General features: G+C 62.2%; 26 protein-coding genes. 5 read left to right on the forward strand and 21 right to left on the reverse strand.

The features are described 5' to 3' along the window. Positions 1-24 precede the first annotated feature (24 nt). Positions 25-795, reverse strand: coding sequence for a peroxide stress protein YaaA (yaaA, locus tag ACP7DE_RS20300; RefSeq protein WP_426073762.1), 771 nt, complete (start codon positions 793-795; stop codon positions 25-27). A 30-nt stretch (positions 796-825) separates the two neighbouring features. On the opposite strand from yaaA, the gene ACP7DE_RS20305 reads away from it, so the two are divergent. From ACP7DE_RS20305 to ACP7DE_RS20315, 3 genes are all read left to right on the forward strand, one after another. After that, the gene (locus ACP7DE_RS20305) at positions 826-1260 is read left to right on the forward strand and encodes a putative toxin-antitoxin system toxin component, PIN family (RefSeq protein WP_426073763.1); all 435 of its coding nucleotides are present in this window, start codon (positions 826-828) and stop codon (positions 1258-1260) included. An 83-nt stretch (positions 1261-1343) separates the two neighbouring features. After that, positions 1344-2522 (forward strand): pyridoxal phosphate-dependent aminotransferase, encoded by a 1179-nt coding sequence (locus ACP7DE_RS20310; RefSeq protein WP_426073764.1) that lies wholly within the window; start codon positions 1344-1346, stop codon positions 2520-2522. Positions 2523-2569: 47 nt separating this feature from the next. Continuing rightward, a complete protein-coding gene (locus tag ACP7DE_RS20315) occupies positions 2570-3673 on the forward strand; it encodes an HD-GYP domain-containing protein (protein ID WP_426073765.1) in 1104 nt (367 codons plus the stop codon). A 7-nt stretch (positions 3674-3680) separates the two neighbouring features. Here ACP7DE_RS20315 and ACP7DE_RS20320 read toward each other — a convergent pair whose 3' ends face one another. Beyond that, positions 3681-4445: a DUF2625 family protein gene (locus tag ACP7DE_RS20320; protein WP_426073766.1), complete on the reverse strand. Its 765-nt coding sequence runs from the start codon at positions 4443-4445 to the stop codon at positions 3681-3683. 210 nt (positions 4446-4655) lie between these two features. Here ACP7DE_RS20320 and ACP7DE_RS20325 point away from each other — a divergent pair, with 210 nt between their 5' ends. Together ACP7DE_RS20325 and ACP7DE_RS20330 are read left to right on the forward strand one after the other, a co-directional pair. Next, positions 4656-4898, forward strand: coding sequence for a hypothetical protein (locus ACP7DE_RS20325; RefSeq protein ID WP_426073767.1), 243 nt, complete (start codon positions 4656-4658; stop codon positions 4896-4898). A gap of 1 nt (position 4899) precedes the next feature. Continuing rightward, on the forward strand, positions 4900-5028 hold the full coding sequence (locus ACP7DE_RS20330; RefSeq protein ID WP_426073768.1) for a hypothetical protein: 129 nt from the start codon (positions 4900-4902) through the stop codon (positions 5026-5028). Positions 5029-5035: 7 nt separating this feature from the next. Here ACP7DE_RS20330 and ACP7DE_RS20335 read toward each other — a convergent pair whose 3' ends face one another. The 19 genes from ACP7DE_RS20335 to ACP7DE_RS20425 form a co-directional block, all read right to left on the reverse strand. Then, on the reverse strand, positions 5036-5938 hold the full coding sequence (locus ACP7DE_RS20335) for an alpha/beta hydrolase (RefSeq protein ID WP_426073769.1): 903 nt from the start codon (positions 5936-5938) through the stop codon (positions 5036-5038). Between the two features lie 87 nt (positions 5939-6025). After that, positions 6026-6442: a hypothetical protein gene (locus ACP7DE_RS20340; protein ID WP_426073770.1), complete on the reverse strand. Its 417-nt coding sequence runs from the start codon at positions 6440-6442 to the stop codon at positions 6026-6028. A gap of 11 nt (positions 6443-6453) precedes the next feature. Next, positions 6454-7101 carry a hypothetical protein gene (locus ACP7DE_RS20345; RefSeq protein WP_426073771.1) on the reverse strand — a complete coding sequence of 216 codons (648 nt, stop codon included), beginning with the start codon at positions 7099-7101 and terminating at the stop codon, positions 6454-6456. A gap of 81 nt (positions 7102-7182) precedes the next feature. Beyond that, positions 7183-8250, reverse strand: coding sequence for a tetratricopeptide repeat protein (locus ACP7DE_RS20350; protein ID WP_426073773.1), 1068 nt, complete (start codon positions 8248-8250; stop codon positions 7183-7185). Positions 8251-8267: 17 nt separating this feature from the next. Next, complete coding sequence (locus ACP7DE_RS20355; protein WP_426073774.1) at positions 8268-9170, reverse strand: ExeA family protein; 903 nt, start codon at positions 9168-9170, stop codon at positions 8268-8270. Further along, entirely contained in the window at positions 9171-10958 is a 1788-nt protein-coding gene (gene mshL / locus ACP7DE_RS20360; RefSeq protein WP_426073839.1) for a pilus (MSHA type) biogenesis protein MshL, read from the reverse strand. Positions 10959-10971: 13 nt separating this feature from the next. Continuing rightward, complete coding sequence (locus tag ACP7DE_RS20365) at positions 10972-11370, reverse strand: MSHA biogenesis protein MshK (protein ID WP_426073775.1); 399 nt, start codon at positions 11368-11370, stop codon at positions 10972-10974. After that, on the reverse strand, positions 11355-12068 hold the full coding sequence (gene gspM, locus ACP7DE_RS20370; RefSeq protein ID WP_426073776.1) for a type II secretion system protein GspM: 714 nt from the start codon (positions 12066-12068) through the stop codon (positions 11355-11357). The genes ACP7DE_RS20365 and gspM overlap by 16 nt, the downstream gene beginning before the upstream one ends. Beyond that, a complete protein-coding gene (locus ACP7DE_RS20375) occupies positions 12065-12760 on the reverse strand; it encodes an MSHA biogenesis protein MshA (RefSeq protein WP_426073778.1) in 696 nt (231 codons plus the stop codon). Before ACP7DE_RS20375 ends, gspM begins: the two co-directional genes overlap by 4 nt. Further along, positions 12757-13701: an agglutinin biogenesis protein MshI gene (locus ACP7DE_RS20380; RefSeq protein WP_426073779.1), complete on the reverse strand. Its 945-nt coding sequence runs from the start codon at positions 13699-13701 to the stop codon at positions 12757-12759. Before ACP7DE_RS20380 ends, ACP7DE_RS20375 begins: the two co-directional genes overlap by 4 nt. Before the next feature lie 163 nt (positions 13702-13864). Continuing rightward, positions 13865-17584, reverse strand: a complete 3720-nt coding sequence (locus ACP7DE_RS20385) for a DUF6701 domain-containing protein (protein WP_426073780.1) — start codon at positions 17582-17584, stop codon at positions 13865-13867. A gap of 23 nt (positions 17585-17607) precedes the next feature. Beyond that, complete coding sequence (locus ACP7DE_RS20390) at positions 17608-18057, reverse strand: agglutinin biogenesis protein MshP (protein ID WP_426073781.1); 450 nt, start codon at positions 18055-18057, stop codon at positions 17608-17610. Continuing rightward, positions 18054-18947, reverse strand: a complete 894-nt coding sequence (locus ACP7DE_RS20395; RefSeq protein WP_426073782.1) for a PulJ/GspJ family protein — start codon at positions 18945-18947, stop codon at positions 18054-18056. The genes ACP7DE_RS20390 and ACP7DE_RS20395 overlap by 4 nt, the downstream gene beginning before the upstream one ends. After that, positions 18944-19579 carry a type IV pilus modification PilV family protein gene (locus ACP7DE_RS20400; protein WP_426073783.1) on the reverse strand — a complete coding sequence of 212 codons (636 nt, stop codon included), beginning with the start codon at positions 19577-19579 and terminating at the stop codon, positions 18944-18946. Before ACP7DE_RS20400 ends, ACP7DE_RS20395 begins: the two co-directional genes overlap by 4 nt. Then, complete coding sequence (locus tag ACP7DE_RS20405; protein WP_426073784.1) at positions 19572-20156, reverse strand: pilus assembly FimT family protein; 585 nt, start codon at positions 20154-20156, stop codon at positions 19572-19574. The genes ACP7DE_RS20400 and ACP7DE_RS20405 overlap by 8 nt, the downstream gene beginning before the upstream one ends. Before the next feature lie 117 nt (positions 20157-20273). After that, positions 20274-20747: a type II secretion system protein gene (locus ACP7DE_RS20410; protein ID WP_426073785.1), complete on the reverse strand. Its 474-nt coding sequence runs from the start codon at positions 20745-20747 to the stop codon at positions 20274-20276. A 59-nt stretch (positions 20748-20806) separates the two neighbouring features. Beyond that, positions 20807-21358 (reverse strand): type II secretion system protein, encoded by a 552-nt coding sequence (locus ACP7DE_RS20415; protein ID WP_426073786.1) that lies wholly within the window; start codon positions 21356-21358, stop codon positions 20807-20809. Continuing rightward, positions 21355-22587 (reverse strand): type II secretion system F family protein, encoded by a 1233-nt coding sequence (locus ACP7DE_RS20420; protein ID WP_426073787.1) that lies wholly within the window; start codon positions 22585-22587, stop codon positions 21355-21357. Before ACP7DE_RS20420 ends, ACP7DE_RS20415 begins: the two co-directional genes overlap by 4 nt. A gap of 1 nt (position 22588) precedes the next feature. Continuing rightward, positions 22589-24292, reverse strand: a complete 1704-nt coding sequence (locus tag ACP7DE_RS20425) for a GspE/PulE family protein (protein WP_426073788.1) — start codon at positions 24290-24292, stop codon at positions 22589-22591. Between the last annotated feature and the right edge of the window lie 44 nt (positions 24293-24336).

Genomic DNA, 24336 nt, shown 5'->3' on the forward strand with positions numbered 1-24336 from the left:
ACCGGGCTAGCCCGGTTTTTTTACTTAATCACCCACGCGGCGCCGGAATACCCAGCTCTTGTCATTCGACGCTTCCGGCACGAAACCGTAGCCATCGACGTCGAACTGTTTCAGCTGCTGCGGGTCGCGGATGGCGTTGACGGCGGCATAGCGGGCCAGCATGCCGCGCGCACGCTTGGCATAGAACGAAATGATTTTATACTTGCCGTTCTTCCAGTCCTCGAACACGGGCGCGATGACGGGCACATCCAGCTGACGCGGCTTGACGGATTTGAAATATTCTTCGGAAGCAAGATTAACCAGCACTTTCGCGCCCTGCTCTTGCGCGGTACGGTTCAGGCCATTGGTAATGGTGTCGCCCCAGAACGCGTACAAATCCTTGCCACGCGTAGTCGACAAACGCGTGCCCATTTCCAGGCGGTGCGGGTGGATCAGGTCCAGCGGGCGCAGCAAGCCGTACAGGCCCGACAGGATGCGCACGCGCGACTGGGCATAGTCGAGCTGGGCCGGCTGCAGGCTGCGCGCCTCGAAACCGGCATATACGTCGCCATTGAAAGCCATGATGGCCTGGCGCGCTTCCGCCAGCTTGGGCGTCCAGGAGGCGTAGCGGGCCACGTTGAGGGCCGACAAGGCGTCGGAAATACCCATCAGACTGCCCACTTCGGCGGGCGAAAACTGGCGCATGCGCTCTATCAGCTGGGCGGAATGGTCGAGAAAATCGGGGGTGCTGTGCAACGTGGTTGTTGGCGGCGTCTCCAGGTCGAGACTCTTGGCGGGCGAAAGCACGATCAACATAAATTATCACTACAGAATAGAATTGCCGACATGATACCTGCTCCACAAAAACTCGTCCTCGACACCAACGTTTGCCTCGACCTGTTCGTCTTCAACGACCCGCGCTGGGCGCCCCTGCTGGCGGCCATGGAAAGCGGCGCCGTGCACGCCATCACACGCGAAGATTGCCGCGCGGAATATCTGGTCGTCTTGCATTACAAGCATCTGCCGCTCGATGAAGCCAGCCGTCTGCTTGCCGCCGCCCGATTCGACGCCCACATCAGCGTCGTGGCGCCACCCGTGTCCGGCGTGCGCCTGCCCGTCTGCACGGACAAGGATGACCAGAAATTCCTCGAACTGGCGCGCGACGCCAACGCCGACATCCTCATCACCAAGGACAAGGCGCTGCTGAAACTGGCCCGCAAGACGTCCAAGGCCGGCATGTTCAAGATCATGCTGCCGGAAGGCTGGGCATTGCCAGGCTGAGCCGCCAAAGCCCCGCACGCAACGGGGCGCGCTGCGCTAGAATGGGGAACGATTCCACTTTCCGCACCGCGACCCTACCGTTCATGAACAGCCCGTCCCTGCCCCATCTGACTCCCACCCTGACCACCCGCTTGCCTCTAGTGGGCACCACCGTGTTTACCCGCATGTCCAGCCTGGCGGCCCAGCATGGCGCCGTCAATCTGGGCCAGGGCTTCCCCGACTTCGATTGCGACTTGGCCCTGGTCGATCGCGTCAGCGACGCAATGCGTGCCGGCCACAACCAGTATCCGATGATGACGGGCGCCGCGCCCCTACGCGCGGCCATTGCCGCGAAGATCGCCAGCCTGTACGGCCACGCCTACGATGCGGGCACGGAAATCACCGTCACGGCGGGCGCCACGCAGGCCCTCACCACTGCTATCCTGTGCTGCGTGCACCCGGGCGACGAAGTCATCGTCATCGAACCGGCCTACGACAGCTATCTGCCGGCCATCGCGCTGGCCGGCGGCGTGCCCGTGCTGGTGGCGATGGAAGTGGGAGAGTCCGGTTACAGCGTGCCGTGGGACAAGCTGGCCGCTGCCGTCAGCAGCAAGACGCGCTTGATCATTATCAACACGCCGCATAATCCGACGGGCACCATCCTGCGCCCCGCCGACGTGGCGGCGCTTGCCGACATCGTGCGCGGCACGCAAATATTGATCTTGTCCGATGAAGTCTACGAACACATGGTGTACGACGGCGTGCGCCATGAGTCGCTCGCCCGCCACCCGGAACTGGCGGCGCGCAGCTTCATCGTTTCCAGCTTCGGCAAGACGTATCACGTGACGGGCTGGAAAGTGGGCTATGTGGCGGCGCCAGCGGCCCTGACGGCGGAATTTCGCAAGGTGCACCAGTACAACGTGTTTACCGTCAACACGCCGATGCAGCACGGCCTGGCCGGCTACATGGCGGACCCGCAGCCCTACCTGGATTTGCCCGCGTTTTACCAGCACAAGCGCGACCTGTTCCGCGACGGCCTGGCGGGCAGCCGCTTTACCCTGCTGCCGGCCGACGGCACGTATTTTCAGTGCGTGCGCTACGATGCCATTTCACAAGAGACCGAAGCGCAGTTCGCCGAATGGCTGACGGCCGAGATCAAGGTGGCCGCCATTCCCGTTTCCGCGTTTTACGCGCAGGGCAAGGAGTCGGGCATCGTGCGCTTCTGCTTTGCCAAGCAGGACGAGACCTTGCGCCTGGCGCTGGAGCGTCTGCGCAGCATTTAACCGAGCACTGAGCATGGCTTCGCCACGGTGGAGCAAAGGATGACAGCATGGTACAGCGTCGCATCGGCCCGGCCGACCTGGTTCCCGGCGAACCCCTGCCCTGGGATTTGTTTTTGGCTGACCATAGTGCCGGCCCGCAACTACGCAAGGGGCAAATCATCACGGATGGCGCGCAACTGGGCCGCTTGCTGCAGCTGGGCCTGTACGTGGGCACGCCCGAGCAGCCATCCGTGCTACGCCTGCTGAACCAGGCGGCGCAGCGCTTGGAACGGCTGCTGCTGGACTTGCGCAGCGAAAGCAATGCCGAGCGCGACGTGCGCGACATCGCCCGCGAACTGCTGCGCGCGCTCGGGCACGATGCCGACATCGCCCTGGCCAGCATCCTGCTCAATCAAATCGCCGGCAGCTACGCCGTGCGCCATTGCATCGAAACGGCGCTGCTAGCCATGCTGGTGGGGCGCAGCATGCACAAGTCCCACGATGAATTGCTGTTGATCGGCGCGGCCGCGCTGACCATGAACGTGGGCATGCTGCGCCACCACGACAGCTTCCAGGACCGGCGCGGCCCCCTGAATGACGAAGAAATGCGCATCGTGCGCCAGCATCCGCAGGAAAGCACGGAACTGCTGCGCTGTGCCGGCGTCGACGACGAGGAATGGCTCAGTTGCGTGCTCTTGCACCATGAAAACGACGACGGCAGCGGCTACCCGCAGGGCCGCACGGCCGATGAAATCCTGCAAAACGCCAAGCTGATCGGCCTGGCCGACCGCTATTGCGCCCGCGTCTCGGCGCGCAACTACCGCCGTTCCATCGTGCCCGACCAGGCCCTGCAGCACATTTTCCTCGACCAGGGCGTGCCCATCGACCCGCTGCTGGGAGAACAGTTCGTCAAGCTGCTGGGCAAGTATCCACCCGGCACCCTGGTACGCCTGCGCAGCGGCGAACTGGGCGTCGTCACGCAACGGGGCGCCGCCCATGTGCATCCGCTCAGCGACCCGCTGGGCGCACCGCTGGCCGCCGCCGAGCTGGCGCAGCTCGCCCCGCGCGACACGGCCGACAGCCGCTTTGCCATCGTTTCGTCGCTACATGAAGACGATGCCGGCGTGCATTTCAGCATGCGGCATGTGTGGGGCGATGAGGCGCGCTTGTAGACAGGCCTCAGCCCGCGCTCACAGGAGCACCCAGCAACGTCTGTTTCAGATCAAGGTTGAGCGCCCACTGCTCTGCCACCGGAATGGCGCGCCGCGAACTGGTCTTGAGTGACCCCTCTTGCGTCCACAGGAATGGATAAAAATTCAGGCATAGCTCGCCGGGCAAGGGCAATTCGTCAAAGCCATCCGCATCGCCAGGCTGCCGGCCATAAAACTGCCGCAACTGGCTTGTAAAGGCCCATTCGACAAACGTCGTGAAGCCGATCTCCAGCGCTTCCCACTCCAATGTCTCGGGGGCAAGGTAATACATATTGCCCTGGTCAGCCCCGAGTGCGCCGCCATTGATGGCAAAAAAACCGCCAAGCACATCATCGGCCACCAACAGAAAACCCTCGGCCTTTCCTTCGTTCCACGTAGCAATGTTCCTGCCCAGCTTGCCATGGCCAGACCCCAGTATTCGGAGCCAGCCGTCATCCACCAGGATGCCCCCGGTCTCATAGGCTATCGCGCCGAGGGGAGAACGCGTGGTGACCTGCAGGCTCAGCAACACATCCTCCCTGGCGGCCGAGGGAGGCAGCAATTCCACCGGTATCTCGGCCTCGCTGGCCCATTGCCTGATCAGCGGAAACGCTGGGTCTTCCCTATCCAATAATTCATTCAATGTACGCATTTCACCTGGCCTTATCGATGACCACTTCCGGCGGTCGGAGGGTTCATGACGAAGCTGGCACTGTCTGGCGGGCACCGCCAGGCATTCCAGCGGCTCGCCCATGGCGCGATCCAGTATCAATGACGAAAACTGAACGCTTGGCAAATTTTACACATACCCGCTCCTGCACGCCTGCCACTCGCCACGGAGAGCAGGCTTGATGGCGCCGCCCGACATCCCGCGCATGCCCCTGAATCGACCATTCATCCTGCGTCTGGCGCCATGCGTCGGCCCGCGCTCGCCCTTCCGCGCGGGCGCACATACCATGCCGATATGACCACTCCACTCCAGTTCAAGTCCGGCCAATTCTATGGCGACGTGCATCACGGCGCGCGCGGCAGCATTTTCGATATCCGCCGCCTGAAGGCCACGCGTGGCGACGACGAAGTCCAAACGCACCGGCATGACGATGCCCACTTCGTCTTTGTCCTGTCCGGCACGTATATTTCCAGCGCCCTGCACGCCCAATGGGCGCACGGTGCAAAGCTAGGGGATGGCGGGTTCGGGCGGCAATAAAGTGCTCGTCCCGCCGAAACACGATGCGGTGATCGTCATCATCACGACCAACTTCCAGGTGCGCGACGCCCACGCGCTCAGCGAAAAATTGCTGACCAAGCTGATCATGCCGGCATTGATGCGCCCCTGAGCGCCATTCATTTTGCGGACGTCAAATACGCCCGCAAACCATGCGTCAGGACAAAAGGAAACACGCTCGCATGATCTTCGTCGTCGAACACGCGCAGGCGCGTCTTCAAGCCGGGGAACTTGCGCGATTTCAACTTCCCGTCGAACTCGCGCAAATCGGCCAGCATGTCGGCGTCTTCCTCTGAACGCGAACGTTTCTTTCCTGGTGCCAGCTTTTCCAGGCCACCGATGCCGAAGAAGACCGATGCGGGCAAGTCCTTGTGGCTGGCGGCATACGCCTGCTCACGGTCGAACATGACGCCGGCGTCGTACCATAGCGACGGACTGCCGAGGATGTAATGCTCGAAAGTGCGCGGTTCGCTCAGCAAAAATTGCAGGCCCAGCAGGCTGCCATAGGAATGCCCGATAAACACCTTGCGCTGCATGTTCACCCGATAATGTTGCGCGATGAAGGGAAATACTTCGCCCGAGATGAACTGGCCATACGCCTTCGCTTCGCCGAACGCCGGTTGCCGCCCCGGCATGTCCGAGCGGTACTCATGCTTGCGCGGCGTGGTGGGCGTGTAATCGCGGCGGCGGCTGTACACCCCGCCATCGCCGTTGGCGTACGACAGGCCGACCACCACCACTTCTTCCATCCCGGCATGCTTGTTCAGGCGCTGCGCGATATTGCGCACGATGGCAAACGAGTAATTGGCATCCACGACAAACAGTACCGGATAGCGCTTGCTGCCTTGCCGATAGGAATCGGGCAAGGCGACATACACCTGGTAGTCGCGTTTCAAGGCTTGTGCACGGATGTCCCGCACTTCCGTATTGTCAAGAACGTAGCTGGCAGGCGCGCTGGCGGGCGCAGCCAGCGCGCTGTTGCACAGACAGCAGAATGCAATGAGCAGGCCAAGAGGTTTCAAACGGGCTTCCTTTCTTGTCACAGTGAGCATGCGACAGCCGCATGCATGTCGCAGGGAATGTCAAAGGCGAAATCGGCAACGATACCGTCAAAACTCGCCCGGCATGAACAGGTCTTGCGGTAACGAAACAGGCACGCTCGCCAACAGCGCCGGCGGGATACACTGCGCGGCTTGTTGCTCATCTTCCGCCAGGCATTGATAATTGACGATGAAATGCGCGACATGGCTCAGATACTGCTCGACCAGATTACGATACGGTTCACTGACACGCTCCGGCTTCAGCGCCAACAGCACCCCGTATGCGCGCTGAAGGAAGATCGGGATCATGTAATAGTTCTTGCTCAAGAAAAGTCCCGTCACCTGGTTGACGTAGCACACCAGGGCATAAGTCGGACTGGCCATGCGATAACACTGCTCCGGACAAAGACGCGGCGAATTGATATGTTCCTGGTAGCGCTTGATTTCCTGGCGGGCGTCTTTCGCACCTTCGCGTTCATTTCGCATGGCGCTTCCTGTCATGCCTGTTCACGGGCAAGGTCTGCCACATGCAGGGGGTGAAACGCGATGAGGTCGCCGTATCTGGCTGCCGGATGCTGCGGAGCATTCTCGATGGTGCCGCTGTACCAGCCTTCCTCTTCATCGATGCCGGTCACTTGTACCCACATTCTTTCGCACTGGCCATCCGCGCGCGCGCCATCTTCGGCGGCGAAGCGAAAAACCAGTTTCACGTACGTGCCGATGGCCAGTTGCTCGCGCACTTCCGCGGGCGGAGGCTGGATATCTGTCAAATACCGGGCAAGCCAGATGGCGTCTTCCAGGTAATAACCATGCTCAGCAAACGAGGGAAACGGATTGTCCTTGAAACGCTCCCAGTTTCCTGCGCCTGCATTCCATTGTGCGCTCCAGCCATAGGGCAAGTCATGCAGGCGCGCCAGCAAATCATCGCTACCTATCATGTATGCCAGACTGACGATTTTGACGGAGCTCGATACCGTTGCGCCTGGCGCGCCGTGAAATTGCCAATCCCCTTCATAATCATGGGACACATGCACGACGGAGGCACCGTTCAATACCTCGGTGGTCGTGAAGCAGGCAGTATTGGGGGCATCGGGAAATTTCCAGGCAGTGGTCATCTTGTTTGCGGGATCTTCCGCTTCAGTCATGTTGTACAAGTCCATCCCCCACGGCCTGCGATGTGGCTTGCTGCGGAGGTGAAAGTGGGGGGGGGGGGGCTCGGCCAGCGCTTATTTGGCGGTCGCCGCCGTCAACTGCACCAGCTTGCGCTCGACAAACGCCTGCAATTGTGGCGACAGGGTTTGCAAGCCCTTGGCCCGCTCGAATGCCTGGCGCGCCTGGGCCGGGTGGTTGTCGGCTTGCAAGGCTATCCCCAGGCCCATCCACCAGACGCTGTTGTCGGGCGCCGTCTGCAGCGCCAGCTGGTAGTGCTCGGCCGCTTCGCGGTAGCGCTGTTCGCGCTGCAGCACGCCGGCCAGGAAGGCGCGGTAGTCGCCATTATCGGTGGCATGCGGCAGGCTGCGCATGAGGGTGTCGAGAGCCGCCGCGCCGCCGTTGGGCTTATCCAGCTGCAAACGGGCCAGCATCATCGCTTGCGCCGGCTGTTTCGGGTCCAGCGCCAGGCTCAGCTGCAACTGGCGCGCCGCCTCGTCAGGATGCTGCGCTTCGAGCAACAGGCGCACCAGGGTTTCACGCGCACCCTGGTGGCGCGGGTCCATCTGCAGGGTCTGCTGCAAGGCCAGCATGGCGTCGGAGACGCGGCCATCCTGCAACTGGGCCAGCGCGCGCCGGTACTCGTTCTCCACGCGCTGCTGTGCAGTGACTTGTTTTCCGTCAATGATGCGCTCGCTGGTGACGGGTGCGGTCGTCTTCACCACCGGCGCAGCGGCAGGCTTGGCGGGTTTTTCCGTGATGCGCCGCAATTCGGCGGACCTCGCCCTTGTCGGCGCGGGGGCGGCCTCCTCGGCCTGAAACACGGGCTCGGGTTTCGCCGCCACGACAGGCGCCACCGGGGCGGCTACCACCGGCGCGGGCACAACGGCGACAGGCGCCGATACAGGCGCAGGTACCGGCGTGGTGGCAACGCTGACCAGCACGGGCGGCACCGGCGGGCGCTTCAGGTAGACCCAGCCCAGGGCGATGGCGGCCGCCGTCAGGCCGGCCGCGCCGCCGAAGACCAGCGCGCGCGAAACGCCCCGCTCGCGTTCGGGCACGGAGCGGATGCCGGCCGCGTCGCCGCGTCCATCGGGGGTGCCGCGCGCATCGAGGTCTTGCAACATCTTGTTAATCAGGCTCATCTACAGGCTCATCTTCGTCATCGGTTCAATAAAGTCCAGCTCACGGTGCAGGCGGCGGCCAGCATGCCGGCGCCGGCCAGCCACGGCCACGGCCGTCGCCAATAGCGCGGCTTGCTGGCCAGGGTATCGTTGGCAGCCAGCGCCACGTGGCGCCCGCTGACCTGCTGCCGGCCTTCGCCGTACGCCACCATCAGCGCCTTGTGCGCCATGATGTTGATCAGGCGCGGGATGCCGCCGGAAGCCTTGTACAGCTTGCTTACGCCGCCACGGCTGAACAGGCGCGCGCCATCGAAACCGGCCACGCGCAGGCGGTGTGCCACATAAAAATCCACGTCGTCGCGCGACAAAGGTCCCAGGTGATAGTGAAAGGTGATGCGCTGCGCCAGCTGGCGGATTTCCGGCAGGGCAAGCTTCACGTCCAGCTCGGGCTGGCCGAACAGCACAATTTGCAACAGCTTGCGCTTTTCCGTTTCCAGGTTCGTCAGCAGGCGCAGGGCTTCCAGGCTGTCGACCGGCATCGCCTGCGCTTCATCCAGGCACAGCAGCACGCGCTTGCCCTGCGCCGCCAGGTTGAGCAAGCGCAAGTTGAGCGACTTGAGTAGCTGATGCTGGTCAGCATCTTTCTCCAGCAACACATCGAGGTCATCGGCCAGCGCCAGGATCAGCGAACGGGGCGGCAGGTTCGGATTCGGAATGTAGGCCGTGACGAATTCCGGCCCCAGCGACTGCATGAACTTGCGGCAAAGAAAAGTCTTGCCAGTGCCCACTTCGCCAGTGATCTTGATGAAGCCCTCGCCATTGCGCGCCGCCACCAGCAAGGTGTTGAGCGCCTTTTGCGACTGCGGGCCGTTAAAGAAGAAACTGGTATCGGGCGTGAGGCCGAACGGCGCCTCGCGCAAGCCGAAATGGGCCTGGTACATTTAGCGCCGCTCCGACGGACGGCGCGGGTCGAGCGCCTCGATGCGCTTGCCCGAATCGAGCAAGTCCTCGTTCCAGCTATTGGCGCCCTCGACGATGGTCGGCTTGATCAGCACCACCAGTTCGCGCTTCTGTATCACTTGCCCCGTGTTGCGGAACAAGGCGCCCAGTACGGGAATATCGCCCGCGCCCGGCACTTGCGAGCGGTCCGAGGTGGTGGCCTGGCGCATCAGGCCGCCGATGGCGACGATACGTCCATCCTGGCTGCGCACCATGCTGTCCATTTCCGAGGTGCTGGAAGCGGCCAGCGGCAATTTCAGCGAACCGGCACTGCCCAGGTCGATTTCCTTGCTGATGGTGGTGACCTGGCTGACGGACGGATGCACATGCAAGATGATATTGCCCTGGTCATCGATCTGCGGCGTCACGTCGAGCACCACACCGGAAAAGAATGGCTGCAAGGTGACGTTCGGGCTGGAGGTGGTGCCGCCCGTGGTGCCGGTCGACGTCACGGTGGTGCTCACGCCGGTGACAAAGAATTCGTCCGTGCCTATCTTCAGCACGGCCTTCTGGTTGTTCATGGTAGCGATGCGCGGACTCGACAGCACGTGCACGGCGCCTTGCGATTCCAGGAAGGTAATCATGGCGGCAAAGTTGGCGGTCTGGAAGGCCAGGCCGAACATCGAGCCGGCCGCCGTGGCCGCCGAGCTTAAGCCAAAACCGCTGCTGGCCGTCAGGCCGCTGCCATTCGTCATGTTCGGCGGCTGGCCGCCATTGAACGGCAGCGGCGCCAGCGTGCCGCCCGGCTGGATGAAGCCCGTCGAGATGCGGTTCGTGTGGCCGCTCTTGATGGAGGCAAACGAGGCCCAGTTAATGCCGGTCTGGAAATTATCGTTCAGTTCCACTTCGAGAATCTTGGCTTCCAGAATCACCTGGCGGTCCACCGACAGCTGCGTCGCCTTCAGGTACAGGTCGACGGCGCGCAATTCCTCGGGCATGCCGCGCACCACGACGACGCCGGACTGCGGGCTGATCACCACCTTGCGGCCATCGCCCGTGCCACCGATGATGGCGCCCAGCGATTCTTTCAATTCTGCCCAGAAATTGCTGTCCGACGTGGTGCTCAGGTTGGAACTATCCTGCTGTACCTGGCTGCCGGGCTGGCCTGGCTGTTGCGGCTGGTTCTGCTGCGACTGCTGGCCGCTGGATCCCCCGCTCTGGCCGCTGTTGCTGACGCCCGCAGACGATACCGACGTCGAGGACACGCGCAAATTCGACGTGCCCTTGCGGCTGCCCGTCAGGTAATTGACCTGGAACATGCGGGTTTGCATGGTGAGGGGCCGAATCGCAATGCGCGTGCCATCAACCTTGTAATCATAGCCATACATCTCGCGCACGGCGTCGAGCGCCTCGAACAGGGTCACATCTTTCAGGTTGGCGGAAATGCTGCCCTGCACATCCGGATGCACGAGCATGTTGTAGCGCGTGCCGTTGACGAGCGAGTGAAAGAACTGGCGTGCCGGAACGTTGTTGAACGCGACATTGAAACGCTCGTCCAGCACGCCGCGCGCCTTGGGCAACTGCGCGGCCAGCGCGGACGCCGGCGGCAACAGCGCGTTTTCCACCGCCGCCGACTGCGCCGCCGGGCCGGTGGTGGCCACTGCGCCGGCCACCTGCTCCTTGATCGCATTGTAGGTGTCGCGCTTCACAGGCGCGACGTTGCAGGCGCACAAACCCGCAGCAAGTCCCAGGACGCTTGCCCGCTTGCTTATTTCAAGTATCTTCCGCATTCCCGCCTTGTATTTATTGGGTGACATGAACCTGTTTCCTTCGTACATGCATTGCATCATTCGCATCGACCGTCTTCGGATACAAACGCAGCGTTTCCAAGATCTTGCCGCGCCGCAGGGCCACGCTCACCTCGCCTATGCTGACGACGATTGCGCCGCCCACCTTGTCGCCCGCGCGCACGCTGCGGCCATCGATCACGGCCACGCGCCGCCCACCAGGCCGATTGGAAATCAACACCGATTGCAGCTGCGGCCCCGCCGCGCGGGTGGACACCGCACTGCCCTCGGCAGGCGCCGCATCGGGCGGCCTGGTCGGATCGACCAGCCCTTGTCCAAAGGCCCATGGCGCCAAGGCCAGCAGCACAGTCCCAACGGCGGCGTAGCGCCTGGCGCGCATCACAGCGCGATCCATTTCTCGTCCAGACTGAGCGTGTACAACGTCAGGTTCAGCGTGGCGCTGGGATACTGCTCGACCTTCATGTTGACCTTGCCCCAAAACACATGGGCCGGCATCGCCTCAAGAGCGTCCATATAATTCACCATATCCAGATAATTTCCACGCAATACGACTTCCACACCGTGGCGGTATAGCAGGGCTGGCGCCTTCACCGGTGCAGGCTCCGCTGGCGCCGCAGCGGCGGGCGCGGGCGCAGGCGTCGCGGCGACGGGAGCATGACCGCCCTGCCCCATGACGCCGGACGGCAAGGTGAGCAGCGACACCAGTTGCAAGCGGGCTTGCTGCTTCAGCAGTTGCTGCAACATCGGCACGACGCGCTCCGGCGCCACCAGGCCATTTTGCGTGGACTGCAAGGCATGCCGCATCTGCTGGGTTTCTTGCTTGATGCGTTCCAGCCGGATCCGGTCTTGCTGATCCGGATCGCCGGCATGCGCCGCCATCTTTTGCGCCACTTCGCCATCGATGATGGCGGCGGCCTGCTGTTGCTGGACAATAGTGTCGGCCAGCGCCTTGCGCCGGGCCATCTGAGGGGAGATAAACAGATAAAAAACGATAAAAATCAGCAGCGCGGCACCGGCGCCTAAAATCATGGCACGCTCGCGCACGCTGAGCGCATCGATTTTCAGGGCAATTTTTTGCCATTGTTGTTTCATTCTTTCACCGCCCCTGCCGCGCCGACGACAGGCGCCGCCGACGATTGCAAACTGAATTCGATAAATCGCAGCGATGGCGCAGCCACGGCCGCAGCCGTCGCTCCAGAAGGCGCCACCGGCGCCGCCAGCATGGGGGCAGGAATTTGCGCCGCGGCCATATCCAGGCGCGCAAACGATTTTCCTTGCAGCACAGACTCCCTGGACAGGGCGCGAATATACTGCGGCACCAGATCCGGCTGCACGGTGCGCCCTTGCAGGCCGATCTCCTTGCCGGCGCCGACGATACTCGCCCCCGTCAGCCACAATCCATTTACCCTGGCATGCGCAAAGGCACGGAAATAATCGGCATAACCCTGCGTATTGCCCAGCTCGCCACCTTGCAAGATAGTCTGGGCCTCGAACAAGGCGGCGCGGTCGGCTTCAGCCTGGCCCAACGCGCGCGCGATGAGGGGATCCTTCTGCGGCGTGGGGAAACGCGTAAGCACATCCGCCCGCCGCGCCTCGCGCGCGGCTAGCATGACCTTGCTGTCGGCCGCCGCGCGTTCCAGCACGTACACCTGGTGCGCGCCGTACCAGACCAGGGCACCACTGAGCAGCAAGATCAGCCCCAGTGCCTGTGCCATGCCCGCCGCCGTCAATACCTGCTTCTGCTTTTCAAAGGCGGGGTTGAACAGATTGATTTGCTGGCTCACGCTAGTGCCCCCTCTTGCCGCAGGGCCGCGCCCAGGGACAGGAAAAAGCGCGCCTGGTTGGCGGCAGATTGCAAGTCGGGCACGCGGGAAAAATCGAACAGCAGCGCCAGGTCCAGCATTTCCACAGGCATGTAGAGATTGTCCGCCAGGTAGCCATGCAAGCCCTCGCTGCCGGTCGGCGCCAGCACCAGCTTGGAGATGCTAATAAAATGAAATTGACGGTCAAAATGGTCAAACGAACGCTGCAATTCCAAAGTAATTCTATCGTAGTACTGCTGCCGCTGGGCATCGTCAACGCTGGCCAGCTGGGCCAGCGTGACGTCGATGCGGCGCGCCAGATACAGTTCGCCGTCAAACGTCACCGTCAGCAAGCCGCCCTCGCCGTCAAAAGACAACATGGCCAGACCGCGTCCTTCCGGTTCCATCAGCGCTGCCACATTGCGCTGCGCCATTTCCGGTATGTCAACCACAGCCAGCGCTATCTTGCACTCGGTGTAAAGTGCCTGGCGCTGGGCCAAAGGGGCGTTGCGCGCGGCGACGGCGAACAGGGACTGAGCGCGTCCGGCCGCATTTTTATCGGCGGGGATGCCGACCACGTCGATGGTGGCCTCGGCCAGCGGGAAATCCAGCATATCCTTCAAGCGCCAGCCAACGGCGGTTTTCAGTTCCTCAGGCGGCACATTCGGCGCATCGAGTGTCAGCAACTGATACTCGCCAGCGCCGAGCAGGGTGCTGCAACGGTAAAACTGGGCCTGCATATCCTTGTTCAGCTTTTCCAGGGTGGCGGCCGGCACGAGTTTGCGGCCGGCATAAAACGTCGCCGCCCGCACCAGCGGCCGTTCGCCCGCGCGCCGCAAAACGACGGCGGCGCACATGCCTTCTTCAGAAAACGATGTCGCCAGCCAGCCATCCTGTTTTTTTGCTTTTACGAATAAACCCATGCGACCGATCCCGAGAATAGAAGTGCTTCGGCAACTTGCCGCGCGAATGATGCATTCAGTCAATTTTAATTCATCGCATGAGAAAACAGTCTAAAAAATGAAATATTGATAATAAATTTTCAAGAAAACACCACGAATGTCACACGACTCCAAAAACCATCGCTCAAAACACCTCACGGATAAACAGCAGCGGCTCGCTCTTGAACACGCCGATGGTTTCACGCGCCTGTCCCGGCAGGTAGGGAATCAGCGAGCGCAGCATCAACGAGCCCTTTTGCGTCACCGGCGCGGCCGGCTTGGCCAACAGCAAGCTGCCATCGCCCTGCTGCAGCAAGCCGCTGTCGAGCGGTAGCGCGGTAGCGGCGGGCATCTGGGCCTCCGTCAGATTGACATAATTGGTCAACTGGAAATTCTTGCGCAGCAAGGCCGTGCAGATATCCGACGCATTGCTGACGAACACCGTGCCGTTCCAATATTGCGCGGCCAGCGGCACCAGCAGCGCGCGCCGTTCCGAACCATACATATTGGCGACCTGCATGCGGCCGTGGCGCAACTTGGTATTGCCGAGCGCCACGCTGGCCGCAGGGGTAACGGCCAGTCCATTGACGCTGGAAATGAGCGCCCCGTCGGCGTCGCTGATGGCCACCATCAGCGAAAAATTGTCGTACGGCCCATCCTGGCCGCTGGACAGCCGGTTAAAACTATAGAGCACCGCTACGCCCGTCGCAGTGGGCGGGATAGCCTGCTGCAAGCCGGGAGATGCCAGGGTCAGCATGCCGGCACCGGCGACGCCGGCCTGCACCGTATAAATCGCATTGTCGCCGCTAAACTTGATCAATTCGCCCGCCGACAGGCCGCCACTGCCGGCCAATGTCACTTGCGTGCTGCCCACCGCGTAGCCGGCACTGTCGGTGGCGTAAGAACGGCCGCTGCGGCCCTGGCTCCAGGCAAAGGCCGGAAAGGCGGGCGACAGGCGGCTCGCGGCCAGCGCCGTATTGCCATCGCGGACACCCACGGCCACGCCGGCCAAGGCGGGATAGGCACTGCCATAACGCCCTAGGATCTGATTACCCTTGCTCAAGGCCGTCGCGCCCAGCACGACGCCCAGTTCGCGCTGGCTCATATAGGTAAAGCCGCCGCAGGCGGCCGTCAGCGCGCCCGTGAGCGCGTAGTGGTCCGGGAAAAAGCGGCCGAAGACAGGTGCCGGGCTTTGCGTCTGGTTGGCGATATTGCAGCCAAACTTGCCATTCACGGCCGTATTGCTGCTGCTGCCGATCACGCAGTCGCCAGGCTGGTCGACGCTGGTGTAGGAATTGTCGAGCACTGCTTCCGGCAATATGCGGAAGGTGCCCACATCGCTGTACGTCACGCCGCTGCTGCTGGCCTGGCCGCTGGCCAGCACCGCCGGTCCAAGCGGAAACGGACTGGCGTTGGAGCTTGAACTCAGACGGTCGGTATAGTCGCTGGCGCTGACGAAGCCGACGATTTTTTGTCCCGCGGCGGAATTGTCGACCAGCGGCGTGCCGTTATAGCCGGCGACGGCCGCCGCGCCCAGAGTGAACTGGGCGCCCGCCGCCAGGCTGGGCGTGCCGCTCAGGGTGCTGTTGCTCATGTTCGAGCTGAGCGTAAATTGCTGTGGCCGCACGGCGAAACTGTCGGTCGAGCAACCCACATTGGCGCTGCCGCACACGGCCGCGGTGCAAGTCACGCGCACGCGCACGTCGCGGTAGGCGCCGTACCTGGGCGCCACGGCGCTGATGGCGGTGGCCGGGACGCTGACATTCGCGCTCGAATAGCCGCCCGTGAACGCCACCAGGCCAAGCGGAATCACCGCCGTCTGGGTGAGCGGGCAGTTATTCGCCCCCAGCGCCACGCCGGTGGCGGTATTGACCAGCAAATCCAGCGTGGCCGCGCCGTTGAAGCTCGTTTCCAGGCCGCCGTCCGTCTTCAGCTTCACCAGGTCCAGCTTGAAGGCCGTGTCGGCCAATTTGGTATTTAGGCGGGCATAGCTGATGCTATTGGTACTGGGCGTGCAGCGGGGCGACATCGCTTCACAGGCATTGAAGCGGGCCACCGCGCAGGCCTTGATCACCAGCGACTGGTCTTCCTGCTCCGTGAACTGGCCATCCGTCACGTTCACGCTGACGGTAGCCGCCGTGCCGCTGCTCAGGCCGAACACGGCCTGGTATTCGCCGTTGAACAGATAGGTCGCCACGCCATCGTTCAGGGCGCCATTATTGAGCACGCCATAGCCGGCGATCAAGGCCCAGTCGCCTATGCCGTTCGATGTGCTCAGCTGAATTTGCGTGGTGTTGTTGGGCATCACGATATTGTTATGGTTGACGTCATGCGCCGTGACCGTGAGCGTACTTTGCTGGCAAGTCAGGCCCGTGCCCGCATTCGTCACCGCATAGTGGTTCAGGCAGCCGGCCTGGCTCAAGTTCTGGTCGCGCTGCACCAGCGCCAAACCGCCTTCATAATTGTAGGCGCGCAATTCATCGATGGCCCCGTCAGTGGAATTGCCGCTGCCATTGAGCCCCGTCGCCCCACTGCGGTTATCGCCGATATACAAGCTGCCGATGCGCGGCGACACGACCGCCGCCGTGGTAAACGCCGACTCCTTTTGCAGCACGCCATCGACGTAGATGCGCAGGCGGTCGCTATTGGCCGCTGCCAGCGCATTGAAGCTCCAGCTGACCGAAATATGCTTCCAGGTGCCGGCGGGCACGCTATTGGCAGCCGTTTCCACCACGCGCTGATTGCCCAGGCTATCCGTGACGACGAAGCGCAGGGCGCCCGTGCTGCGCCGCACGAGAAAAAACCATTCATTATTCATTTGCGTGGCGTCGAGCAGTTGCGCATCGCGCGCGCCGCTGCCGGACCAGGCCGTGTTGGCCTTGTACCAGAATGTGATGGTGCCGGCACCGCCCATGGTGCCGGGCACCGACAGGCCACTGTCGATCGCATTGATGGCGGCGGTGCTGGTGTTGAGGGGAAAGCTGGCGGCACGGCAGACGCGGCCGGCGGCGATCGTCTGTGCGCTGCCCAGCACCGTGCCATCGCGCCCGTTGCCGCTGGTGTCGGTTACTTGGTCGGGCGTATCGTTCCAGCTGGGCTGCTCCATGCGGTACTCGATCACGGGGCGGGGAATGTAAAACTTGATCGCCGAATTCGTGACGGGGAAACCTGTTTGCGGCGTGTCGTAATCGTTGCTGTCCGCTTGCCAGCCTATCTGCCCCAGCTTGCCGGACGGCCCCGCCACGGCGGCGCCATACTGATAAACGAACTCACCGTTTTCCTGCAAGATCAATTGCAGCGTATAGGAACCCGTGGGATTGGCCCCCGTGGTCCATTCCGGTACCTTGTTCCAGGTCACCACGAAGCTGCGATACGGCGCGGTGCCGATGGTGGCGTAGCTGATGTAGCAAGTGAGACGGCTGGCGCAGGCCGTGTTGTAGCTGGGCAGTTCCAGTTTCGACGTGGGATCGAGGTCGTTGCCATAGATACGCATGGTGTAATTCAAGCTGCTGTCCGGATAGGGCAGCGTCTGCACCGGACTGCCATAACCGCAAGTGACATTGTTATTGAATTGCACCCGGCCGTTGGTCATCACGCGTAAAGTGGTGAAGGCCACGCCCGAATACATGAAGCTGAAGCCGATGGGCAAGGCATCGCTGAGCGTGTCGTCGAGGATGGGCGGCGTTGTGCCGCAGCCAGTAGAGCCGTTGAATCGGTAGGGCGAGGTGTTATAGCCGAGCTTGGCATGATTGCTGGCGTCGATCCAGCTGTAGGCAAAACTGGTATTGGCGTAGGTTGCCGCCTGGACCGGCGCGCAACAGAACATGGCCAGAGCGGCTATCCATAACGCGGTAATTGCCTGCATGTTGCTCCTTTAGTTAGCCGTGCTTAAAACTCCGCCTGCACGACGCGCTGGACATAATCGGGATTATTGGTGGCGTTGGCGGTGGCGCAAACGCCACCCACAGGCTGATTGCAGGCGGTGGCAATCACCTGAAAACGGGGCAATGCGCCCGCCGCCGGCGTGCAGCGGACGGTGACGCTAAAGCCGCTCAGCGCGCCATTCGCAGGCAAGACAAAATCGCTGCTGGCGACACAACTGCCGTTGACGCGCTGCCGGTACACGCCCCACTCCATGCCGGCGCGGGCCGCCTGATAGGCGCGCGCGCCCTGCACGTCGAGCGCCGACTCGGCATGCTGCATGGTAGAGACGGAAAGCAACGCCACGCCCAGCGCGGACAGCACCACCAGCAGAAAAATGGCGGTGACGATGCTGAAGCCGCGCGTCGGGCGGCTTGGCCGGCGCCGGCGAGGCATGGGGTGGCGGGATATCGTCATGGCGAATTATTGACCTGTGCCTGTTGCACCAGCGTGAGCTGGCCAGCGTTGCCGCCGGGTGCGCCCAGCGTCAGGCTGACGCTGACCAGGCCGCGCTGCACGTTGGCCAGGGTATCGAAGGAAAAGGCGCAACGGGCCACCTGATTGGCCATCAGCGCCGCGGACGGCGCGCCGGCCAGCGCCGCTGTGCTCACCGGCTGGGCCACCTGGATCGCATAGCCGGCATAGCGCGTCAGCGTGCCCGAGCCGTTCGCATTCGGCGCGCAATGATAGGTCACGACCGTACTGACCACCTGAAAACGATAGCTGGGGGAAGGCATGGATGGTGTTTGCGCGACAAAGGGGTTCTTGGCCAGCGTGACATCGTTGCCGCTGATGGAAGCGACCTGGGCGCGGTTGCATGGACCGCTGCAATTGTAGGCATTCACGGGAGGCTGATCGCCCAGGTTATTAACGACAATAAAGTCGCCGGGAACGATGGCTTGCAAGCCGGATGGCGCGGCGCCCACGATGGTGAAGCTGTTCGGTTTGCTTACCGGCGTGCTGGGATCAAAGGCCAGCACATTGCCCGGCGTTAAGTTGAGGTCATCGTCTTCCGACAGATAGCGTCCGCCCGTCTTGGTCAGCAGCAACTCCAGATAGCTGCCGCTCTCGTTGTTCGTCACGCGCACGCTGTTGGGCAAGGCCAGGCGCACGTCGCGCGTGATGCGCCGCGATGCCGTATCGGCCGCGTCGGCCAGTTCGGCGCGAGCGGTCACATCCAGGTAGCTTTGCACGGGGGCACGGATAAACACCGTCACCATGCCGGCAACGATGGCCGTGATCACCATCACCACGATCAGTTCGATCAAGGTGAAACCGCGCTGCCGGGGGAATGGAAAAGTCATCATGGGACGGCATCCCCCGCATAGCGCGTGCGGTAGCCGGCCAGCACGAGCTGTTGATTCGCGCCGTAAGTCACGGTGACCGTGATGCGCAAGACATTCATGTTGACGGGCGCGGCGGCCGAAGGCAGCCTGGCGTCGGCTGGCCCCAGTCCCGCGTCCGGTTCAATGGTCACGCTCACCACATAGCCGGCAGGAAAAGCGGTTCCGGCCGCGTCATCGGCATACACGACGGGAGCATTGAAGGCCCGCACATAGTCGCTGACATTGTAATAAGGCCGGCCCGTGGCCGGCACCGTCGCGCTGACATTTTGCGGCGTACTGCAACCGTCGGGGTTGGTGGCGCTGTCGAACGGCGCGGCATTCTTCGCTGTCTCGGCCGCCGGATCGGCGACCGGATCACAAAACGTAAACCGTGCCCCTTCGATCTCATCGAGCATGGCTTCGGCGATCGCCAGCGCCTGCTTGCGTAATTGCGGATCGGCGCTGCTGGCCGTGGTGCGGGCGAAAATTTGCAGCAGGCCAACTACGGCGATGCTGACCACCACGATGAAGATGACCAGCTCGATCAAGGTCACGCCCCGCTGCCCCGTCATGCGCGCCGGCAAGCGTGCCGCCTCGGCGCCGGACCTAGTCATGGACATAGCCGGTCTCCCCTTCGACCACGATGTTGCGCGTCATGCCGCCGCTCATGCCGATGCCGATGCTGACGCGCGCGGGGAAACTGGAGACGGGTTCGGTGTCAGTGGACTTGTAAGGACGGCCCAGGGCATTGAAGTAAAAGGCGGCCGCTTCCAGCGGCACGCTGTAGCTGATCTTGTTGGGCGCACCCTCACACAGCCACGCTGTGGCATTCGCACAGGCGGCCAGGGTGGCCTTGCGGCCGCTGTTGCTGCCGGCCGGCGGCAAGACGCGGTTGGCCACCTCGCAGGCGGCGCTAAAACACAGGGCGATGCTGCTGTTGTTGAGCCGGACGAACACGGGCCGGTTTTGCGCGATCGCCAGCTTTTGCGCATAGCGCAGCATGCTCACGTTTTGATCGGCAAAGCTGCGCGCGTCAAAGCTGTCTGGCTGGAAAAAGCGCGGCATGGCGACGGCCGCCAGCAAGCCGCCCACCACCAGCACGGCGATCAGCTCGACCAGGGTGAAGCCGCGCTGCCGGCGCCCACGGCTGGCTGGTCCGGCAAACATCAAACCTGCTGGAAACAGCATCATGTACGCCTGTGGCAATGAGCGGCATGCCGGTTGACACATGCCAGGAAGAATAAAAAACGCCTGGTAAACCAGGCGGATTGCATGCGGCGCGGATGGCCGCCGCATGCGGGGGCTACATTATTGACAATTGGCAAGGAGAGGCGCGGGGCTCACGACCCCTGTGGCCGGTGCGTAGGTGAACGCACAGGCGGCATGGCCGGAATCGGCAGCAACCGTTACCGGTGCGGTGCCCGTCACGATGAAATCCGGTGCCGAGATGCCAGCCGCCAGCACGATGCCGGCGGCGTCAGGAAAGCCGGTCGCTGTAATGCTGACATCGGTGCCTTCCATCGTCACCTTGGTGGCCGTAGCGAGCGAACCATTGACCAACCATTGCGCATGAGCCAAGGCAGCGCCTGCCTGCACTGATCCGCGGGCGCCGCTGATTTTCGCCAGACGGGCGTCAGCCGATAAATTGATAAAACGTGGAATCGCGGTAGCCGCCAGTATGCCCAGGATGACGATGACGACGATTAACTCGATCAGCGTAAAGCCCGCTTGGGCACTTTGTTGAAAACGACGAATCGACTGCTTATTATTGCTTAGCTTCATGCTGATCTCCAAAAAATCAAAAAAACAATGCTGGCAAAATTTGCCGACAGAATAAAAAACTATTTCAGCCAGCCCGCCTCGCCCATCTGTATCAGGGCCACCTCCGGCGCCTCAGCCGGGGTTGAGGGCTTGGCCGGAGTAGCGGACGCTTGCCGCAAGCTTACCTTGAATTGAAGCAACTCGGAACGGTATCCGCTAAAAGTGTTGCCTCTATTTAATATATATATTAATTCTGCATTACTTTGATCAAAAAACCAATGACTTTGGGGAAGTTTTGTTATCTCCGGCGCCGTAAAGGCACCCAAATAATTGCGCGGCTTTTCAGCCAGCCAATCGATGGGATTCCGCCCGGCTAGCGCCGACAACTGGCTTTGCCGGTCAGTCGCATACAGTTTCAGCACTTGCATGCGCAAGCCTGCCCGCAAAGCCACTACCGTTTGCTGCACCGCAACCCGCTCAGCTTCCTGCTGAAGGGTGGCAAGCCGGCTCAGCAGCACGACCGCCAGCACGGCGATGACGGACACGACAACGGCCAATTCAAACAAGGTAAAACCCCGGCGCCTTGCCTTGCCAGCCATCATGCTGTTTTTTGGCGAATGGCGCTGCGTCATTTATGCAGGGCCACCTTGCCCAAGTCCCACACCGGCAAGAAGATCCCCAGCGCCAGCACCAGCACCATGACGCCAAGAAAGGCGATCAGGATGGGTTCGATTTGCGAGGACAGGGTCTTCAATTCGTAATCCACTTCGCGCTCGTACATCTGGGCGATTTCATTCATCAACTCGTCCAGTGAACCGGACTCTTCGCCGACGGCGATCATTTGCAGCACCACCGGCGTGAAGACCCCCGCCGTCACCGAGGTGCGCAAGATGCTGTCGCCGCGCTCGACGCCGTCGCGCATCTGTTCGACCCGCGCGCACAAATACGCGTTATCCACCGTTTGCGACACCACCGTCAGCGCCTGCACGATGGGCACGCCGCTGGTGCTGGACAAGGCGAAGCTGCGCGCAAAGCGCGCCATCGTGCCTTTCAGGATGATCTTGCCGGCGATGGGAAAACGCAACTTGTAGCGATCCCACGTGTAGCGGCCAGGCACGGTGCGCAACCAGGCCCGGAAAGCGGCGATCCCGGCAATCGTCAGCGCCAGCAATATCGGCCAGTAATTGACCATAAAGGCCGAGGTGCCGATCAGGATGCGGGTCATCAAGGGCAATTCGGCGTTGAAACTGGCAAACACTTTGACGAATTGGGGAATCACGAACATATTGACGATGACCATGGCGATCAGCATGGCAGCAATGACGAAGCTGGGATAGCGCGTCGCCGTCTTCACCCGCGCCCGCATTTCGCGGTCAAACTCCAGGTGATCGAACAGGCGCAGGAAGACTTCGTCGAGGCGCCCCGTCATTTCCCCCACGCGCACCATGGACAGGTAAAACGGCGAAAACACGTCCGGATGGCGGCGCATCGCTGCCGACAATTCGCGTCCGGCATCGAGCGATTCGCGCAAATCCTTGATCACGCGGCCGAAGGACGGGCTGATGGAAGACTCCTGCAAGCCGGCCAGGCCGCGCATGATGGGCACGCCGGCCTTGAGCAGCGTATAGAGTTGGCGGCTGAACAATTGTACATCGATGGAACTGACTTTTTTTTCCATCAGCTTTTGCCACCAGCCTATGTCGGTGCTGCTGGCGACGGTTTTCTTGGTCAGCAGGATTTCCACCGGCGTCGCGCCGGTGGCAAACAGCTGGTCGGCGACAGCGCCGCTGTCGGCCCCTTCCAGCACCCCCTGGAGCAGATCGCCGCCCGCGCTGCGGGCCTTGTAGGCAAAGAAAGGCACGTCAATCCTCTGTCTGGTTGCTGATGCGCATGGCTTCCATGACCGTCGTGCGGCCCTGTATCACCAGTTGCACTGCATGACGACGCAAGGTCGCGCCCGCCATCTGGGCCAATGCCACCTTCATGAAGTGCGAAGGGTCGGCATGATTGGCCGCATCGGCCACGGCGCGCGTGATTTCCAGCAATTCGTACACGCCCGTGCGGCCCCGGTAACCCATGCCGTTGCAATGCGAGCAGCCCTTGCCGTGGAAATACTGGTTGCGCTCGACCAGCTCGCCCAGCTCCATGCGCAGCCATTCGTATTCGTTGGGCGTGGGCACATACGGCGTGGTACAGCTTTCGCAGATCACGCGCACCAGGCGCTGCGCCAGCACGGCTTGCAGCGAACTGCCCACCATGTAGCGGGGCACGCCCATGTCCATCAGGCGCAGCGGCGTACTGATGGCGTCGTTCGTGTGCAGGGTCGACAGCACCAAGTGACCCGTCATGGCGGCGCGCAAGCCGATCTGCGCCGTTTCCTGGTCGCGCATCTCGCCGACGAGCACGATATCGGGATCTTGCCGCAGGGCTGAGCGCAGCACGCGGGCAAAGTTCAGCTCGATCTTGTCGTTCACTTGCACCTGGTTAATGCCAGCCAGGCGGTACTCGACCGGGTCTTCCACCGTGATCAGCTTTTTTTCCACCGAATTGAGTTCGGCCAGCGCGCAATACAAGGTCGTCGTCTTGCCGCTGCCGGTCGGCCCCGTCACCAGCACCAGGCCGTTCGGGCGGTGCACGATGGCGCGGAAGCGTTCCACCAGCTCGGGTGGCATGCCGATGGCGTCCAGGCGCAGCGAGGTGCCGGCCTGGTTCAGCAGCCGCATCACCACCGATTCGCCGTGCTGGGTCGGCATGGTCGAGATACGCACGTCGATGCGCTGGTTTTTCACGCGGATGGCGAAGCGGCCATCTTGCGGCAAGCGCTTCTCGGAAATATCCAGGTCCGACATCAGTTTCAGGCGCAGCGCCAGCGAACTGGCGATCTTGATGTCCGCTTCCGTCTGCAGGTGCAACACGCCGTCGATGCGGAAGCGGATCTGCAGCCGCCCTTCCTGCGGTTCGATATGAATATCCGAAGCGCGCACCTGAGTGGCGTCCTCGAACACCGATTGCAGCAGCTTGACGATGGGCGCCTCTTCCAGGCCCGGATTGGCGGCCAGCGCGCCAAAGTCGACGGACACGTCGCCCAGGTCTTGCTCCAGCTCGCGCGTCAGGGTGGAGATATCCTCCGTACGGCGGTAGATGCGGTCGATGGCGGCCAGCACTTCCGTTTCATTGACGACAGCCAGCTCGATATGACGCTTGACCAGACGCGAGATTTCATCGTACGCAAACAGGTCGGTTGGGTCGGACATGCCGATCAGCAAACCCTCGCGCCGGTCTTCCAGCACCAGCGCGCGAAAACGGCGCGCCTGGGTTTCCGGCAGCAGGCGCACCAGCTCGGGATTGATGTTGTAGAACTTCAGGTTAATGTAGGGAATGTCCAGCTGGCGCGCCAGGGCACCGGAAATCTGCTCTTCCGTCACATAACCATGTTCGACAAAGACGCGGCCCAGCTTGCGGCCAGAACGCTTTTGCTCCGTCAAGGCCAGGCCCAATTGCTGTTCCGTCAGCAACTCCTGCTTCACCAAAATTTCACCGAGCCTGACTTTCTCTGGCCTTGCCATGCTTGCTCCTCGACAGATTCAACAGATGCTACACGCCAGCGGCG

Origin of the sequence: Janthinobacterium sp. DSP2-3-3, from assembly GCF_049897325.1 — a bacterium.
In the GTDB taxonomy this organism is placed as follows: Bacteria; Pseudomonadota; Gammaproteobacteria; order Burkholderiales; family Burkholderiaceae_D; genus Janthinobacterium.